16 protein-coding genes are annotated in these 14809 nt (G+C 58.3%); 2 read left to right on the top strand and 14 right to left on the bottom strand.

All coding sequences use genetic code 11. The features are described from left to right. Window positions 1-75 precede the first annotated feature (75 nt). The 3 genes from PHU01S_RS03360 to PHU01S_RS03370 form a co-directional block, all read right to left on the bottom strand. A complete protein-coding gene (locus PHU01S_RS03360; protein ID WP_048745434.1) occupies window positions 76-1491 on the bottom strand; it encodes an ABC transporter substrate-binding protein in 1416 nt (471 codons plus the stop codon). Window positions 1492-1571: 80 nt separating this feature from the next. Further along, window positions 1572-2411, bottom strand: coding sequence for a carbohydrate ABC transporter permease (locus PHU01S_RS03365; protein ID WP_048745433.1), 840 nt, complete (start codon window positions 2409-2411; stop codon window positions 1572-1574). Next, window positions 2408-3367, bottom strand: a complete 960-nt coding sequence (locus tag PHU01S_RS03370) for a carbohydrate ABC transporter permease (protein ID WP_083436335.1) — start codon at window positions 3365-3367, stop codon at window positions 2408-2410. Before PHU01S_RS03370 ends, PHU01S_RS03365 begins: the two co-directional genes overlap by 4 nt. A 274-nt stretch (window positions 3368-3641) precedes the next feature. On the opposite strand from PHU01S_RS03370, the gene PHU01S_RS03375 reads away from it, so the two are divergent. Next, entirely contained in the window at window positions 3642-4400 is a 759-nt protein-coding gene (locus PHU01S_RS03375) for a glycerophosphodiester phosphodiesterase (protein ID WP_048745460.1), read from the top strand. Window positions 4401-4635: 235 nt separating this feature from the next. Here the strand turns inward: PHU01S_RS03375 and phoU are convergent, their stop codons facing one another. From phoU to PHU01S_RS03405, 6 genes are all read right to left on the bottom strand, one after another. After that, the gene (phoU, locus tag PHU01S_RS03380) at window positions 4636-5295 is read right to left on the bottom strand and encodes a phosphate signaling complex protein PhoU (protein WP_021877758.1); all 660 of its coding nucleotides are present in this window, start codon (window positions 5293-5295) and stop codon (window positions 4636-4638) included. A 30-nt stretch (window positions 5296-5325) separates the two neighbouring features. After that, window positions 5326-6081: a phosphate ABC transporter ATP-binding protein PstB gene (pstB, locus tag PHU01S_RS03385; RefSeq protein ID WP_048745432.1), complete on the bottom strand. Its 756-nt coding sequence runs from the start codon at window positions 6079-6081 to the stop codon at window positions 5326-5328. A 31-nt stretch (window positions 6082-6112) separates the two neighbouring features. Next, window positions 6113-6919: a phosphate ABC transporter ATP-binding protein PstB gene (gene pstB / locus PHU01S_RS03390; protein ID WP_083436334.1), complete on the bottom strand. Its 807-nt coding sequence runs from the start codon at window positions 6917-6919 to the stop codon at window positions 6113-6115. A 24-nt stretch (window positions 6920-6943) separates the two neighbouring features. After that, window positions 6944-7831 (bottom strand): phosphate ABC transporter permease PstA, encoded by an 888-nt coding sequence (gene pstA, locus PHU01S_RS03395; RefSeq protein ID WP_048745457.1) that lies wholly within the window; start codon window positions 7829-7831, stop codon window positions 6944-6946. A 2-nt stretch (window positions 7832-7833) separates the two neighbouring features. Beyond that, complete coding sequence (gene pstC, locus PHU01S_RS03400) at window positions 7834-8841, bottom strand: phosphate ABC transporter permease subunit PstC (RefSeq protein WP_083436337.1); 1008 nt, start codon at window positions 8839-8841, stop codon at window positions 7834-7836. A gap of 115 nt (window positions 8842-8956) precedes the next feature. Continuing rightward, complete coding sequence (locus PHU01S_RS03405; RefSeq protein ID WP_021877762.1) at window positions 8957-9871, bottom strand: phosphate ABC transporter substrate-binding protein PstS family protein; 915 nt, start codon at window positions 9869-9871, stop codon at window positions 8957-8959. A 186-nt stretch (window positions 9872-10057) separates the two neighbouring features. Here PHU01S_RS03405 and PHU01S_RS03410 point away from each other — a divergent pair, with 186 nt between their 5' ends. After that, entirely contained in the window at window positions 10058-10933 is an 876-nt protein-coding gene (locus PHU01S_RS03410; RefSeq protein WP_164762958.1) for a LysR family transcriptional regulator, read from the top strand. Window positions 10934-10973: 40 nt separating this feature from the next. Here the strand turns inward: PHU01S_RS03410 and PHU01S_RS03415 are convergent, their stop codons facing one another. The 5 genes from PHU01S_RS03415 to PHU01S_RS03435 all read right to left on the bottom strand — a co-directional run bounded on the left by PHU01S_RS03415 (window position 10974) and on the right by PHU01S_RS03435 (window position 14799). After that, window positions 10974-11660, bottom strand: coding sequence for a TerC family protein (locus tag PHU01S_RS03415; protein ID WP_049867026.1), 687 nt, complete (start codon window positions 11658-11660; stop codon window positions 10974-10976). Between the two features lie 194 nt (window positions 11661-11854). Continuing rightward, entirely contained in the window at window positions 11855-12214 is a 360-nt protein-coding gene (locus tag PHU01S_RS03420; RefSeq protein WP_048745427.1) for a DUF3243 domain-containing protein, read from the bottom strand. Window positions 12215-12364: 150 nt separating this feature from the next. Further along, window positions 12365-13030, bottom strand: coding sequence for a nitroreductase family protein (locus PHU01S_RS03425; protein WP_049867025.1), 666 nt, complete (start codon window positions 13028-13030; stop codon window positions 12365-12367). Between the two features lie 175 nt (window positions 13031-13205). After that, window positions 13206-13865, bottom strand: coding sequence for a hypothetical protein (locus PHU01S_RS03430; RefSeq protein WP_049867024.1), 660 nt, complete (start codon window positions 13863-13865; stop codon window positions 13206-13208). A gap of 94 nt (window positions 13866-13959) precedes the next feature. Further along, the gene (locus tag PHU01S_RS03435; protein WP_127506113.1) at window positions 13960-14799 is read right to left on the bottom strand and encodes a transglutaminase domain-containing protein; all 840 of its coding nucleotides are present in this window, start codon (window positions 14797-14799) and stop codon (window positions 13960-13962) included. Between the last annotated feature and the right edge of the window lie 10 nt (window positions 14800-14809).

Consider the following 14809-nt stretch of genomic DNA (forward strand, 5'->3'; position numbering starts at 1 on the left):
CCATCCAGGACGATAAAAAACAGCCCCGGGCTCGTCGATCCCGGGGCTGTTTGATTGTTCGGAAGCTTTCGCTCCTTATTTGGCTACCGTCTTGTTGTAGATGCCGATCTTCTCGGTAATCTGCTTCGCCGCATCGTCAAGCGCGGCCTTGACGTCCTTCTTGCCCGTGAACGCTTCCTCGATCGCGCCTTCCACCGTCTGGCGCGCTTCCGGGAAGACGCCCATGACGGCGCCTTGGCTGGCCGTGCCCGCCTTGGAGGCATGCAGCTGGTCTACAGCCGTCTGGAACTGCGGATACTTCGCCAGATTGTCCTTGACGATCTGCTCGTCGTACGCTTTCGTCGTAATCGGGAAGTAGCCGGTGTTGATGTGCCACTCTGCTTGTACAGCCGGCTCGGCCAAATACTTGATGAACTCCCAGGCAGCCTTCTGCTCCTCGGCCGGCTTGTTGTTCAGAACCCACAGGCTTGCGCCGCCGACGACAACGCCGCCTTCGGTGGATGCATCCGGCTTCGGCAGGAAGGCCGTGCCGACTTCGAATTTGCCTGCGGCGCCGTCGACGATGCCGCGCAGCGAAGCCGTCGAATCCAGCGTCATGCCGATCTGGCCGGCCAGGAACGCTTTTTTCGTGTCGTCCGTCTTGCGTCCGAGATTCAGCGCGGACTTGTTGTCCACCATGCCCTTCCACCAGGTCAGCGTCTTGACGGCCGCTTCCTGGTTTACGAGCGATTCGGTAGCGGCGCTGTCGCGGCCGTTGCCGTTGTTGACGAGGTCCTTGCCTTGGTTTGCCAGCAGCTGCTCTACGAACCAGCCGTAGATGGCGAAGGAAGCTCCCGTCACGCCGCCGCCGGTCAGCTTCTTGGCCGCGTCGGCTACCTCCTGGTAAGTTGCAGGCGGCTTGTTCGGATCAAGTCCCGCTTTTGTGAACAGATCCTTGTTATAGTAAAGAATCGGGTTGGACGTATTGAATGGCATCGAGTACTGCTTGCCGTCGAACGTGTAATAGCTCCGGATATTCGGCTCCAGGGAGGACACGTCGTAGTTTTCCTCGTCGATGAACTGCTGCACCGGCGTCACGGCGCCGGAATCGATCATGAATCTCGACCCGATCTCATACACCTGGATCAAGGACGGCCCGGACTTCGAATCCATCGAAGCCTTCAGCTTGTTCAGGCTCTCGTCATAGGTTCCTTGGAAGACGCCCTCCACCTTCACATCGGGATGCGAGGCGTTGAAATCGCTGACCAGCTTGTCCGCAGCCTTGCCGAGCTCGCCGCTCATGGAATGCCACCAGACAACCTTGACCGGCTCCTTGGCAGGCTCCGTGGAAGCTCCGCCCGCATTCGCGGCGGCGTCCGTATTGGAAGCCGCGGCGGTTGGCGCCGGATCGGCGCTAGTTCCGCCGTTGCTCGGATTCGATGCGCAGGCAGACAGAGGCAGCACGAGCATAGCCGCCACAGGCAGCGCCATTTTCCAATTGCGTTTGACCATGGTTGGATTTCTCTCCCTTTGAATCAATATTTGTATATATGGCAAGTCCCGAAGGACGAATACCCGTATGAGGACTGGAATCAGCCCTTGACCGCTCCGGCTGTAATTCCCCGCACGAGCGGCTTGAGGCCCAGCGCCAGCAGCACGAGGGACGGCACCAGGACAAGCGCCACTCCGCAGAGCACCAGATTCCAGCTCGTCAGCTCCTCGAACTGGAGCATCGCGATTCCGATCTGAACCGTCCGCATGGCATCGCTGCTCGTGATGAGCAGCGGCCACAGGTACTGGTTCCAGCCGTTCAGGAATACATATACGGCCAGCGATGCGGCAGCAGGCCCGGACAACGGCAGGACGACGGAGACGAAGTGGCGGAAATGCCCGCAGCCGTCGATGCGCGCCGCCTCGAACAGCTCGCGCGGCAGCTGCAGGAAAAACTGGCGGAGCAGGAACACGCCGAATGCCGAAGCCGCGAAGGGCACGATGAGCCCTTGGAACGAATCGAGCCATCCCCAGCTTTTGACCGTCAAATAATTCGGGATGATCGTCACTTCCCACGGAATCATCATCGTGCTGATGAACAGCGCGAACCAGAATCGGCTTCCCGAGAACCGGATGTAGACGAATGCGTAGGCGGCCAGCGCCGCCGTCAGCACCTGAAGCACCATGATGGCGATCGCCAGAACAAAGCTGTTGACGATGAAGCCGAAGATCGGCACCGTTTCAATCGCGTTTTTGAGCCCGCCGGTGTACAAGCCGGACGGAAGCAGCTTGGGCGGATACTGACCCGCTTCGGCCGGAGTCATGAAGCTCTGGGCAAGCAGATACAGCAGCGGTCCCAGCACGAACAGCGCCAGCAGGATGAGCGAGCCGTAAAGGCTGAACAGCCGGACCGGATGGCGCGAATGGCCGTATCCCCTCACTGGTAATGCACCTTCTTTCCAAGTACGAGGAATTGAACCGCCGTCAGCAGGAGCATAAGGGCGAACAGGACGATCGCCAGAGCGCTCCCGGTGCCGAACTGGTAGTTGACGAAAGCTTCGCGATAGATGGAGTACACCAGCACATCCGTAGAGCCGGCAGGGCCGCCGCGGGTCAGGATGTTGACCTGGCCGAACGATTGGAAGGCGCTCATGATCGAGACGACCGCAAGAAAGAACAGCGTCGGCGACAGCAGCGGCAGCTTGATCGAGAAAAACGTTCTCCACATCGATGCGCCGTCGATCCGCGAGCTGTCCATGACATCGTTGTCGAGCCCTTGGATAGCGGCCAGCAGGAGGACGAACGGAAACCCGGAGTTCATCCATATCGTCATGAGCGAGACGGAACCGAGCGCTGCGGACGGATCGGTCAGCCACTGGATCGGCGCGATGCCGACCTGGCCCAGCAAGTAATTGAGCATGCCGAGAGTGGGATGATAGAGAATCATCCACAGGATGGATGCCGTGCCGACAGAGAGGGCGAGCGGAACCGAGAAGACGAAGCGGAAAAGCTTGCTGCCCCTGCCCGCGGCATGGACGAGGCTTGCGCACAGCAAGCCGAGAGCAAGCCCGGCCGGCACGGTGAGCAGCGTGAACTTGACGGTAATCCAGAGGCTGTTCCAGAATGCGGACGATTCCATCATCCGCGAATAATTGTCCCAGCCCGCATAAGCGGCGACCCTGCCGCGGGGATCGGTAAGCTGAAAGCTCAGATAGACCGAGCGGGCCATCGGATAAAAGAGAAACAAGGTGAATACGGCCAGGCTCGGCGCCAGAAACAAGTAACCGAGCAGCTGCTCCCGCATCCGCCTCAGTCTGGCTGCGGCGATCGGGGTACCAGCCTCGGAGACCGGGGACAAGACCGGTTCAGGCTTGTCCTTATAGAGGGATGAGTCCATGGGTGATTGCCACCGCCCTTTCAAGAGATTGCATGGCCGGAGTCGGCTTGGCAACTCCAACGATAACGCCCTTTTGTAACCCCTATGTCAGCAATTTATTAAGATTAGGAAAGGCCATAACGCTTGCCTGATGGCAGGCATCTCTTTCTAAAGATTTCTTTAGATTTCAAATCCATGGGAGACAGGCTTTCAGAGACGGCATATAATGATGGCGAACGGGATCGCCGAAAGCGGCTTCTGCCGGAACGGAGCCACACTGGGAGGGAACAAGAGGATGACAGGAGAAATCGAGCTGGACGGAAATGCAGGCAGCCCGATCGTGATCGGGCATAGAGGCGCAGCCGGGGAGGCGCCCGAGAACACGCTGGCGAGCTTCAGGCTTGCGGCCGAGCAGGGAAGCCATATGGTGGAGCTGGACATTCACTTGTCGGAGGACGGCAAGCTCATCGTCTGCCATGACGATACGCTCGACCGAACGACGGACCGCACCGGAGCGATCCGCTCGCTGCATTCGGACGCCATCCGCGGGGCGGACGCCGGGAGCTGGTTCTCGCCTTCGTTTGCCGGGGAAAGGGTGCCGTTTCTGGAGGAAGTCTACGACCTCCTTCCGCCGCACATCGAAATCAACGTTGAAGTCAAGGATGCCGGAGGCGCGCTGCTCGACGAAGTCCTGCTGGACTACCTCCGCGGCGGCAATCGCCTGGAACGCACCGTCGTGTCCTCCTTCGACCACAAGCTGCTGCTCAGGCTGAAACAGGCGGAGCCGGAGCTCCGCATCGGACTGCTGTATGCCGCCGATCTCATCCATCATGCCTCCTATGCGGCTCTGCTGGAGACGGAGGTATGGTCGCTCCATCCGCATCACGGCCTCATCGGAGCCAAGGATGCCGGGGATGCCATCGCCGCAGGGCTCCGCATCTATCCTTACACGGCCAATCATCCTGCCGAGTGGGACCGGCTAGTCTCCGTCGGAGTGACGGGCATCATCACCGATTATCCAGGCCGATTGAAGGAGCATCTGAGCAGCCGTTGAAGCCATGCGCAAAGCAAACAGCCTGCACGATTGTGCAGGCTGTTCTTTGTTTTTATTCGAGCGTCCCGCTCGTTGACATGCTGGATGGCTTCCTCGATGTCTCTATAAGTCAGTATCTGGAGAATCGGATCGAAATCTCCTCCTGCATGATGTTCATGGCCGCGTTCACGTTTTTGAGAACCGGTAGAAAAGAACATAACAAAGCCCCCCGCATGAAAGCGGGGGGCTCGGGACATCATACGTTCAAATCCGGGCGCTTGCCCGTAACGAGGTAAGTGACGCTCTCGCCGATGTTCGTCGCATGGTCGGCGATCCGTTCGATATAGCGGCCGACAAAGCTGAGCAGCATCGCTTGGTTGATCGTACGGGGATTCTCGACCATGATCGTGAACATCTCCCGGATGATCTGCGAATAGAGGGCATCGACGATGTCGTCGTCCTTCGCCATCTTGTAGGCCAGATCCACATTCTCCTGCACGTAGGACTGGATGGATTCGAAAATCATCGTCTGCACGGTCTCCGCCATGCGCGGCAGGTCGATCAGCGGCTTGATCAGCTCTTGGCCGTCCAGTCGCATGACGACCTTGGCGATGTCGACGGACAGATCGCCCATACGCTCCAGGTCTCCCGAGATCCGGAACGCCACGAGAATGCGGCGCAGGTCCTTGGCGACCGGCTGCTGCGTCGCGATCAGCTTGGAGCCGAGCTCGGTGATCTTCTCCTCCAGGCGGTTCAGCTCCGGATCCTCCTGGATGATCTGAGCCGCTTCCTTGGCATTGATATGGATGAGGGAATGCATGGATTTGGTCAGCGCCGATTCGACATGGTCTCCCATTTCGACCAGCATGGCCTTCAATTGATCCAGTCCTTCGTCAAGCTCCTTGCGTTTGATCACGTTCTCTCTCTCCCTCTCCCGGCTTCAGCCTTAACCGAATCGCCCTGTAATATAGTCTTCCGTCCGCGCATCCGTAGGATTGGAGAACAGCTTCTCCGTCTCTTCCGCTTCCACGAGCTCTCCATTGAGGAAGAATACCGTGCGGTCGGAAACCCTGGCCGCCTGATGCATGTTGTGCGTCACCATGACGATCGTATACTCTTTCTTGAGCTCGCGGACGAGCTCCTCGATCTTGAGCGTCGAGATCGGGTCCAGAGCGGACGTAGCCTCGTCCATGAGCAGCACCTCAGGCTCCACGGCCAGAGCGCGCGCGATGCACAGCCGCTGCTGCTGTCCGCCCGAGAGGCTCAGCGCGGACTTGCCGAGCAGATCCTTCACTTCCTCCCACAGCGAGGCGCCGCGCAAGCTGCGCTCGACGATATCGTTCAGGCGGGATTTGTCCCGGATGCCATGCAGGCGCGGACCATAGGCGACATTGTCGAAGATCGACTTGGGAAAAGGATTGGGCTGCTGGAACACCATGCCGACACGCTTGCGGAGCACTTCCACGTCGGTGTCCGCGCCGTAGATATCCTGTCCGTCCAGCTTGACGCTGCCGCCGATCTGAACGCCGGGCACGAGGTCGTTCATCCGGTTCAGCGTGCGGAGGAAGGTGGATTTGCCGCAGCCGGACGGTCCGATGAAGGCCGTCACGGTTTTTTCGGGAATGCCGAGATTGATCTCCTTCAGGGCGTGAAAGTCTCCATAATGCAAATTAAGACGGTCGATCTCCATTACCTGGTTCATAGTGTCCCCTGCTCCCATTCGTCTTGGAATCTTAGCCGAAGCGGCCCGAGATGTAATCGTCGGTCTGCTTGTTTTCCGGATTCGTGAAAATGATGTTCGTATCGTTGTGCTCGATCAGGTTGCCCATATAAAAGAATGCGGTCTTGTCCGACACACGGGCCGCTTGGGCCATGTTGTGCGTGACGATGACGATGCAGTATTCCTGCTTCAGCTCCGAGATCAGCTCTTCGATCTTGGACGTGGAGACGGGATCCAGTGCCGACGCCGGCTCATCCATCAGCAGCACTTCCGGCTCGACCGACAGCGTGCGGGCGATGCACAGACGCTGCTGCTGGCCGCCGGACAGCGACAGCGCGGACTGGTGGAGACGATCCTTCGTCTCCTCCCACAGAGCCGTACGCCGCAGGCAGGATTCCACGATCTCGTCCAGCTCGCGCTTCTTCTTCACGCCATGATAGCGCGGACCGAAGGCGATGTTCTCGTAGATGGACTTGTAGAACGGATTGGGCTTCTGCCAGACCATTCCGATCCGCTGCCGCAAGGAGACGACATCGGTGCCGGGAGCGTTGATATCCGCTCCGTCGAACCAGATGCTCCCAGTCATGCGGGCGTCGGGAATGGTGTCGTTCATCCGGTTCAGGCTGCGCAGGAACGTCGACTTGCCGCAGCCGGAAGGCCCGATCAAGGCGTTGACGCTTCCCTTGGCGAAGCGCAGGCTGACCTTCTTCACCGCTTCCTTATCCCCGTAAAATACGCTCAGGTTATCCGCGCTAAGCGCATCCGTCCCGGCGTGTTCCTCTGCACGGGCCCCGGGGGCCGACTGTGTAGACAATGCCATGGAATATAGCCTCCTCAGATGAGATTAACGAGATGCGGTCAGCTTGCGGTATAGGAAGCGGCCCAGCCAGCGCGACCCGAGGTTGAACAGCAGCACGGTCAGAATGAGCACCGCCGAGGCGCCGGCGGCGATCTGCGCCGCATCGGGCGCGACGCCCTCGCTGTTGATTTTCCAGATGTGGACCGCCAGCGTCTCGGCAGGCCTCAGCGGATTGAGAGGCGATACCGGGCTGAGCGGATTCCAGTCCGTGAAGTCCAGGCGCGGCGAGCTCATGCCCGCCGTGAACAGCAGCGCCGCCGCTTCGCCGAAGACGCGGCCTGCAGCGAGGATGGTGCCGGTCAGAATTGTCGGCAGCGATACCGGCAGCAGCACCTTGGTGATCGTATGCCAGCGCGTCAGGCCGAGCGCAAGCCCGGCTTCCTTCTGCTCGCGCGGCACTCCGCGGATGCCTTGCTCGGTGATCCTTACCATGAGCGGCAGGTTGAACACCGTCAGAGCCAGCGCTCCTGCGAGCAGCGAGAACTTAAGGTCGAAATACTGCACGAAGACGAGCAGGCCGAACAGGCCGACGACGATGGAAGGGAAGGAAGAGAGCACTTCGACAACGAGGCGGATGAAGTCCGTGAACCGTCCCGGACGGGAATATTCCGCCATATAGATGCCGGCTCCGATGCCGAGGGGAACCGTTATGATCATGGTCAGGACAAGCAGGAACAAGGAGTTGAAGAGCTGCGGCCCGATGCCGCCTCCCGTCTTGAACGTCTCTGGAGGAGAGGTCAGGAAATGCCAGCTGATCTGTCCGAGGCCCCGGTACAGGATGAATCCGATCAGCGAAGCCAGGACGGCGATGATCAGGAAAGCGAAGAAATAGAATACGGCGGTCGCGATGCGGTCTGCCGTTTTGTTGGACATTCTCATCTGCGTGCTCTCCTCTCCAGAAGGCGTACAATGCCGACAAAGACAAACGTCATGACGAGCAGGACGAGAGCCAGGCTCCAAAGAACGTTGTTCTGCACCGTGTCTTTGACCGTGTTGCCCATGCTAAGCGTAATGACGCTCGTCAGCGTGGAAGCCGATTCGAACAGGGATCTGGGAATATGCGGCGAGTTGCCGATGACCATCTGGACCGCAAGCGCCTCGCCGAACGCGCGGGCGATGCCGAGCACGACGCCGGTCAGCATCGATGGCAGCACAGCGGGCAATATGCTGCGGGAAATCGTCTGCCAGCGGGTGGCTCCGAGCGCATAGCTGCCTTCCTTGAGGCCGCGCGGCAGGTTGGACAACGAATCCGTGGCGATGGAGGTGATCGTCGGCAGGATCATGATCGACAGGACGATCGCGCCCGCCGCGATGCCGAGTCCCTGTCCGGGGAAGATCGAGCGCAGGAACGGCACGACGACGCTGAGGCCGACGAAGCCGTACACGACCGAAGGAATGCCGGCGAGCAGCTCGATGACCGGCTGCATGAAGCGTTTGCCGAACTTCGGCATCAGCTCCGTCATGAAGACGGCCGCGCAGAAGCTGAGCGGCGCCGCGATGCAGGCCGCAAGGATGGATGTCGCGAACGACCCCGTGATGAACGGAAGCGCGCCAAAAGAAGGCGGCTCTCCGTCCGGCGACCACTTGATGCCGGTCAGGAACTCCGATACGCTGACCCCGTTTGTGAAGAAGGTGGCAAGTCCTTTGGATGCGACGAAAAAGACCATGGAAAAAATCGTAACAATAAGTATGGCTACGCAAATAAGGGTATAGGCTTTGCCTTGCCATTCGCTCGCCGTACGGCTGCGTCTGGAACGCTTCGGCCGAGCTGGATTGCCGGCGGAAGGCCCCCCCTTCTTGGCACCGGCGGAATCAGGCTTGCCTTGGGCTGGCGCTGCTGCAGGCTTTGCGTCTCCGGGGCCGCCCGGGGAAGGTTGTCTCATGGCGTTCATTTCTCATCTCTCCTTACGCCTTGGCATTTTCATGGCGCAAAGCCAAGGCGCGGAAGTGGTTTCCGCGCGCTTGGCCTGCTGCAGCGCGCCGTTGGCGCAACTGATCTTATTTCGTAATATTGCCTGCTTCGTCACGTTTTACTTGCATCTCGTGGATCGAGATGTAGCCCAGATCCGTGATGTCGGTTTTTTGAACGTCGTCGCTCAGCATGTAGTCGATGAAAGCTTTCACGATTTCGTTAGGCTCGCCTTTCGTGTACATGTGCTCGTAAGCCCATACCGGGTAGGAACCGGATTTCACGTTGTCGGCCGTAGCGTCTACGCCGTCAAGCTTGATCGTTTTGACGGAATCGTCCAGGTAGGAGAGAGCCAGGTAGCCGATGGCTCCGGGAGTTTCGCCGACAAGCTTCTTGACCGTGCCGGAGGAATCCTCTTGAATGTTGCCGGGAAGGTCTTCGGATGCCGTTCCAAGAGCGTATTTCTCGAACGTCTTGCGCGTTCCGGAGCTGGATGGACGGTTGACGATGACGATTTTCTCGTCTTTGCCGCCGGCGTCTTTCCAGTTCGTGATTTTGCCGGTGAAGATGTCGACCAGCTGCTGCTTCGTCAGGTTGTCGATGCCGACTTCTTTGTTCACGACCGTTGCCATGGCTACAACTGCGACTTGATGATCAACCAGCTCTTGAGCTTTCGCTGCATCGGCATCTTTGAATTTCTCGCCGGCGAAGATGTCGGAGTTGCCGATATCGGCTTGGCCTTCGGATACTTGCGTCAGGCCGGTGCCGCTGCCGCCGCCTTGGACTTGAACCGTGATGCTGGAATATTTGGAGTCGGCCATGAATTTCTTGGACACCTGCTCAACCAGCGGCTGCATAGCCGTCGAGCCTGCTGCCAGGATGGAACCGCTGAGCTCGGAGCCGCCTGCTGCATTGTTCGTGCCGTTGTCGTTTGCTTTGCTTCCGCAGGCTGCCAGCGTCAGCGCAAGCACCATCGTCATCAGGACCAACATCGTTTTCTTCATTTCGTTTTAAATCCCCTTCCGAGAACCAAGTTTGTTCTGCCTCACAAGACTTATTGTACAAGCGCCTTGTTAAAGGGATATCTTCGGTTTGTAAAGGCAATTGTAAAATTGAATAGACGCACTCTATGAATACCCTTAAAAATGATATACTTATTCTATACTCTATCCGGAATGAGGTCATTTATCATGACGTTGATCAAATGGAGAATTATAATGCTCATTGAACAACTGAAAAAGGTCACCTTGGTTGCTCAGGAACTGGGCCTGAAGCAGCCTACGGTGACCTTTCATATGAAATCGATGGAGGAAGAATGGGGGATGCCTCTGTTCGAAATGAAGACAGGCCGGATCCTTCTGACGGACGCAGGCCGCAGGCTTCACCGGTACGCGCTGAAGATGCTGGCGCTGCAAGAGGAAGCCGCTCGCGAGATGAGGCTCCGGGGAGGCAGCCGCAAGCGCCTGTCCTTGCTCGCGGACGCTGCTTGCAGCAGCATCATGGCGTCATTCGCCGCATTCGCGCTGGAGCCGGCCGGGTACGGAATCGAATGGCTCCGTATTGAAGAAGGATCCGGCATGCATGCCGATATTCGTATTCGGGAGCGGCAGGAAACGGCTGATGCAGACTGGCTGCCCCTTCCCGATGCCGACCTGAGACTTGCGGTCTCCCGTGAATGGGCCCAGGCAGCAGGCATCCAAGCCGCACAGGCCGCCCTGGAATCCGGCAAGCCCTGGATCGCGCCGGCTGCCGGCACCCGGCTGCGAAGCCAAATCTTGACCTGGGCGGCCGCAAGGGGACTGGATCTGGAAGAAGGGCATGCGGTGCCCGATGCCGTCATGGCGGCTTCGCTTGCAGCAGCCGGGCTGGGCGTGGCTGTCGTGCCTATCTTTTCGGATCCCCGCTTCGCCCAAGCGGCAACATGCGTTCTGCCGGATCCGGGACGAATGCTGCTGCTGCCGCTGAACGGCATTCCGCCCTATCGGCTTGAACTCAAGCTCGGCGCCGGAGTTCCATCCGAAGCACGGCTCGCGATCTCCTCCTGGCTGCAGAGCCCGCCGGAATAAGCAGCGCAAGCCGTATCCGGCTTGCAGCGCGATCGTCCGCTCAGCGGTCTCCCGCCTCCGGCTTCGGTTCCGCGGATGAATGGCGGCTGTTCAGGATACGCCCGGCAATCAACACGGCAATGGCGATGACAACCGGGATGACATGGTCCGCGTAGGCGAACAGCCCGGACAGCTTCTCCCCGACCGCCTTGTCGTCCAGAAGCATCTCCCCTGCCGTGTAGCCGAGCAGCGCAGCCCCAAGAATGACGATGATCGGATACTTGTCCATAATCATGACGAGCAGCTTGCTTGCCCATATAATGAGGGGAACCGTCATGGCGAGGCCGATGAAGATGAGCAGGTAGTTGCCTTGCGCTGCGCCTGCCATGGCCAGCACGTTGTCGAGGCTCATGACGAGATCCGCGAGAATGATCGTCCGTATCGCCGCGCCCAGTGAGCCGCCAGCCTTGATTTCCTCTTCCTTGTCTCCGGTCTGGAGCAGCTGCACGGCGATATAGACGAGCAGGATGGCTCCGGCAAGCTGCAGGTAAGGAATCGAAAGCAGCTTCACCGCCACGAACGTCAACATGACCCGCAATGCGATGGCTCCGATGCTGCCCCACAGGATCGCCTTTTTTTGCTGTTCGGGCGGCAGCTTGCGGCTTGCCATCGCTACGACGACCGCGTTGTCTCCGCTTAGGACGATATTGATCAAGATCAATTCCAACAATCCAACCCAAAATTCCAACGCAAGTCCTTCTTTCCGGAGCAGGCTCCAGCCTGCTGCCCGTCCATAATCTTGATGAGTAAACTTATTCTATGTAAACATATTATAAAACCCATATCAAATCCTGCCTATAATCGGCTTGTCTTGAAGGTCAAACGAAAAGGCATCTGATCCGGGCTGCGATGCAGCCTCGGACAGATGCCTTTCTCATCCTGCTAGGAGCGCTCGATAACAGGCTCGTTCGTCTCCTGGCTCAAGCGGACCAGCATATGAGCGAGCTTGTGGCGTTCATCGTCCTTGCCGACCTTCCACAGCTCCTGCAGCAGCTTCTCCTCGCTGTTGCGGGGCTCTTCGTGCTTGGCCAGATAATCGGCGACTTTCTCGGCGGCTACCGCGAGCTGCTCTTCATCGAGGCCGATTCTCCTCGCCAGATCGATCCGGTTGCCCAGATAGCTTTTGAATTCGCCGAAGCTGGCGAGAATCTGTTCTTTTTTGCCCTCGTCCATATTTCCGATCGTTTCCTTGACTTTGTCGTAGGCTTCCGCGCCGTTCTTGATCTCCTGCTCTTGTGCCATAGTCATTTCATCCTCTCGGGTAAAGGGTTTGTCCTGCCTGAGCCTTCATTACCCTGGGGATATTCGCCTTAAACGAAGAAATGGACCTGCCGCATGCCGGCGAAGGTCCATTCCAAGCCATGAATGAATAAACTTCAAGAACGAATAAAGTTATTGATGGAATCCGTTCCAGCTCGTCACATCGTCTACGGAGAGACGGACCGTAGGATGGCCCGGCTCGGCTGCCTTGCCGACAGCGATCAGCATGACGTTGGCATAACGCTCCGAGACACCGAACATTTCGCGGAACTGATCCGTGTTGTAGCCAGCCATCGGCACCGTGTCCAGTCCTCTGGCGCGAGCGGCCAGCATGAGCTGCTGGGACACCAGGCCGCCGTCGATCAGAGCGCCGTGCAGCACGCGGTCCCGGCTGAGCCCGCCGTAGAATTTGTTCATATTGCCGATCAGCTTGTCAGCTGTCTCCTCGTTCATATATCCAGCCTCGACCGCCTTGGCATAGATGCGCGGCGCTTGCTTATAGGCCTCCAGATCGACAAGTACGGCGATGACGGCGGAGGAAGAAACGATCTGCTCCTGGTTGAAGGCTACGGGAAGAAGCTTTTGCTTCAATTCCGGATCCGTAATGACGATGAAGCGCCATGGCTGCATGTTGCTGCCCGATGGAGCCAAAACGGCTGCGGACAGCAGCTCCCGGATTTCCTCATCCGTCAGCTTATGGGAAGCGTCATACTTGCGGACGGAACGGCGTTCCTTGATGACCGTGTGAAAATCGATAACCGGCTGCTGGACCTTGCTTTGCTCAGGAATGATGGTCATTCTCTGCACTCTCCTCATCGTCAACTGTATCTACATTGATGACAGTATAGTAACATCGTCACATATCCGTGTCAACGGATAGGAATAAATGGTTTTGTCTTGAAAAAAGAGGCAGGCGCGGATCGCTGATCCGCACCTGCCCGCCTTGCATCCGCACTTGCGTGCACGCGTTCGATTACGTATCCAGTCCATGTTCCTCGCGGATCTTGTACATGCCGGTGACAAGCGGATCCGCCGTATCCCGGTTGAGCAGATGGAGCGCCAGCAGGTAATGGAACGGCAGGGCGACAACGTTGTTCCCGTCGGTGATCGAAGGGAACCCGGCTTCGACAACCGGCCCATGCTCGGGATGGACATCGATATCGACATGAACCGGCTCCGGAGCGAACTCCTCGCGGACCGTCTTGGCGATATGCGGGACGATGACCTGATCGAACAGGAACTTCGCTTCGTCTTCGTTTTGAGGCGGAGGCGGTACGAGCCTGCTGCGTTCTCCCCTTAGTATATCCACGAAGAAAGAAGACAGCCATAAGGCCGGGTCTTCGTTTTTCTGGAAGTTCTGGACGAGCTCGTTCATGAAAAATCCGCATGTATACAAGTTGCCGTTAGGATCCGTCAGCCTGTACATGACGAGAGGTCCGTACATCGGGTGGCTGATGACCTGCCCGTCCACTTCGTATTCATCCTGGTAAAACGTTCTAAGCGCCGTCTCTCCATGCTGGTAGAGCGCCGATATCATGTTCATCAATTCGGTTTCGGTAAGTCCGGGCTGTCCTTCAGGAACTTCGGTTCCCGGAGCTGCCTGCTTGTCTTCGGTATCATGGTTTGTCGTCATGCACGCATCCTCCTATCATGCGTCCATCTTACCATTCCGCATAGGAAAGGGAAAGCCATAAAGCGATTTCAGCAGAGGAATAAACTTCCTTTTTTCATCCTCTTGCCGCCGGATACTCGGAACGGACCCAGCTGTGATCCTTGCTGATCGCGTCGTCCGACACAAGCAGGTAAGCCGTTCCCGGCTTGGCGGCGCCGCCCTCGTCAAGGGTCGTGTCCAGGTGGAGCCACGAATCTCCCAGCTTGACCAGATTCCATACATGCTTGGATCCCTTGGAGTCCCCGTATACGATCCGGCTGTCGAATCCAGCCGCTTCGAGCATCCGCTGCGTCATCAGAGCATAGCCCTGGCATACAGTGCTCCCGCCCTTCGCCAGGCCGTCGTAAGCGGAATGGCTGGAGAGCGAATAATCATAGGCGAACCGGCCGATCACCCAGTCGTGGATCGCTTTCACCAGCTGCCTGTCCGTCATGCCCGGCTTCACCAGCGAATCGACGGCTTCCTTCGCCGTTTTGCGGACGTATTCGCTCTGCTCGGCTGTTTCCCAATACTCCATCTTGAACGTGATGGAGGCCTGGTTCCTGGTGCTCGTCCAGCTCCAGCTCATTTTTTTCAATACAAAGCGCATGTAGTCGTCCTTGCTTCCGACCTGCTTGAACAGCTTGTCCAGCTGCTTGGCCAAATCGGAGGTGTCGCCTGTATAGTTGACCGTGACGGAAGTCCCGTACGCCTGCTTCATGACGCCGTAGACGATGGACGCCGCTTCCTCGAAGGAACCGGCCGCATAGGCGCCTCCTGCGGCATAAACGGCGGCTGCAGCCGCAGGCTCCGACGCAGCGGAAGCCTGCACGGGAGCTGCGATCCATGCGGCTGCCGCAGCTGCGGCGGCGATCCCTCTGAACCATCCCTTGAATGCTGAGCGAATAATCTTCATTCCGATAACC

This window comes from Paenibacillus humicus NBRC 102415 (genome assembly GCF_004000905.1).
Lineage (GTDB): Bacteria > Bacillota > Bacilli > Paenibacillales > Paenibacillaceae > Paenibacillus_O > Paenibacillus_O humicus.

Bases quoted from the DNA above. Each gene is read 5' to 3' on its own strand.
- PHU01S_RS03370 (WP_083436335.1), bottom strand. From the start codon at position 3,367: ATGGACTCATCCCTCTATAAGGACAAGCCTGAACCGGTCTTGTCCCCG.
- pstA (WP_048745457.1), bottom strand. From the start codon at position 7,831: ATGTCCAACAAAACGGCAGACCGCATCGCGACCGCCGTATTCTATTTC.
- pstB (WP_083436334.1), bottom strand. From the start codon at position 6,919: ATGGCATTGTCTACACAGTCGGCCCCCGGGGCCCGTGCAGAGGAACAC.
- PHU01S_RS03375 (WP_048745460.1), top strand. From the start codon at position 3,642: ATGACAGGAGAAATCGAGCTGGACGGAAATGCAGGCAGCCCGATCGTG.
- pstB (WP_048745432.1), bottom strand. From the start codon at position 6,081: ATGAACCAGGTAATGGAGATCGACCGTCTTAATTTGCATTATGGAGAC.
- PHU01S_RS03430 (WP_049867024.1), bottom strand. From the start codon at position 13,865: ATGACGACAAACCATGATACCGAAGACAAGCAGGCAGCTCCGGGAACC.
- pstC (WP_083436337.1), bottom strand. From the start codon at position 8,841: ATGAGACAACCTTCCCCGGGCGGCCCCGGAGACGCAAAGCCTGCAGCA.
- PHU01S_RS03435 (WP_127506113.1), bottom strand. From the start codon at position 14,799: ATGAAGATTATTCGCTCAGCATTCAAGGGATGGTTCAGAGGGATCGCC.
- PHU01S_RS03425 (WP_049867025.1), bottom strand. From the start codon at position 13,030: ATGACCATCATTCCTGAGCAAAGCAAGGTCCAGCAGCCGGTTATCGAT.
- PHU01S_RS03360 (WP_048745434.1), bottom strand. From the start codon at position 1,491: ATGGTCAAACGCAATTGGAAAATGGCGCTGCCTGTGGCGGCTATGCTC.
- PHU01S_RS03410 (WP_164762958.1), top strand. From the start codon at position 10,058: ATGACGTTGATCAAATGGAGAATTATAATGCTCATTGAACAACTGAAA.
- PHU01S_RS03420 (WP_048745427.1), bottom strand. From the start codon at position 12,214: ATGGCACAAGAGCAGGAGATCAAGAACGGCGCGGAAGCCTACGACAAA.
- PHU01S_RS03405 (WP_021877762.1), bottom strand. From the start codon at position 9,871: ATGAAGAAAACGATGTTGGTCCTGATGACGATGGTGCTTGCGCTGACG.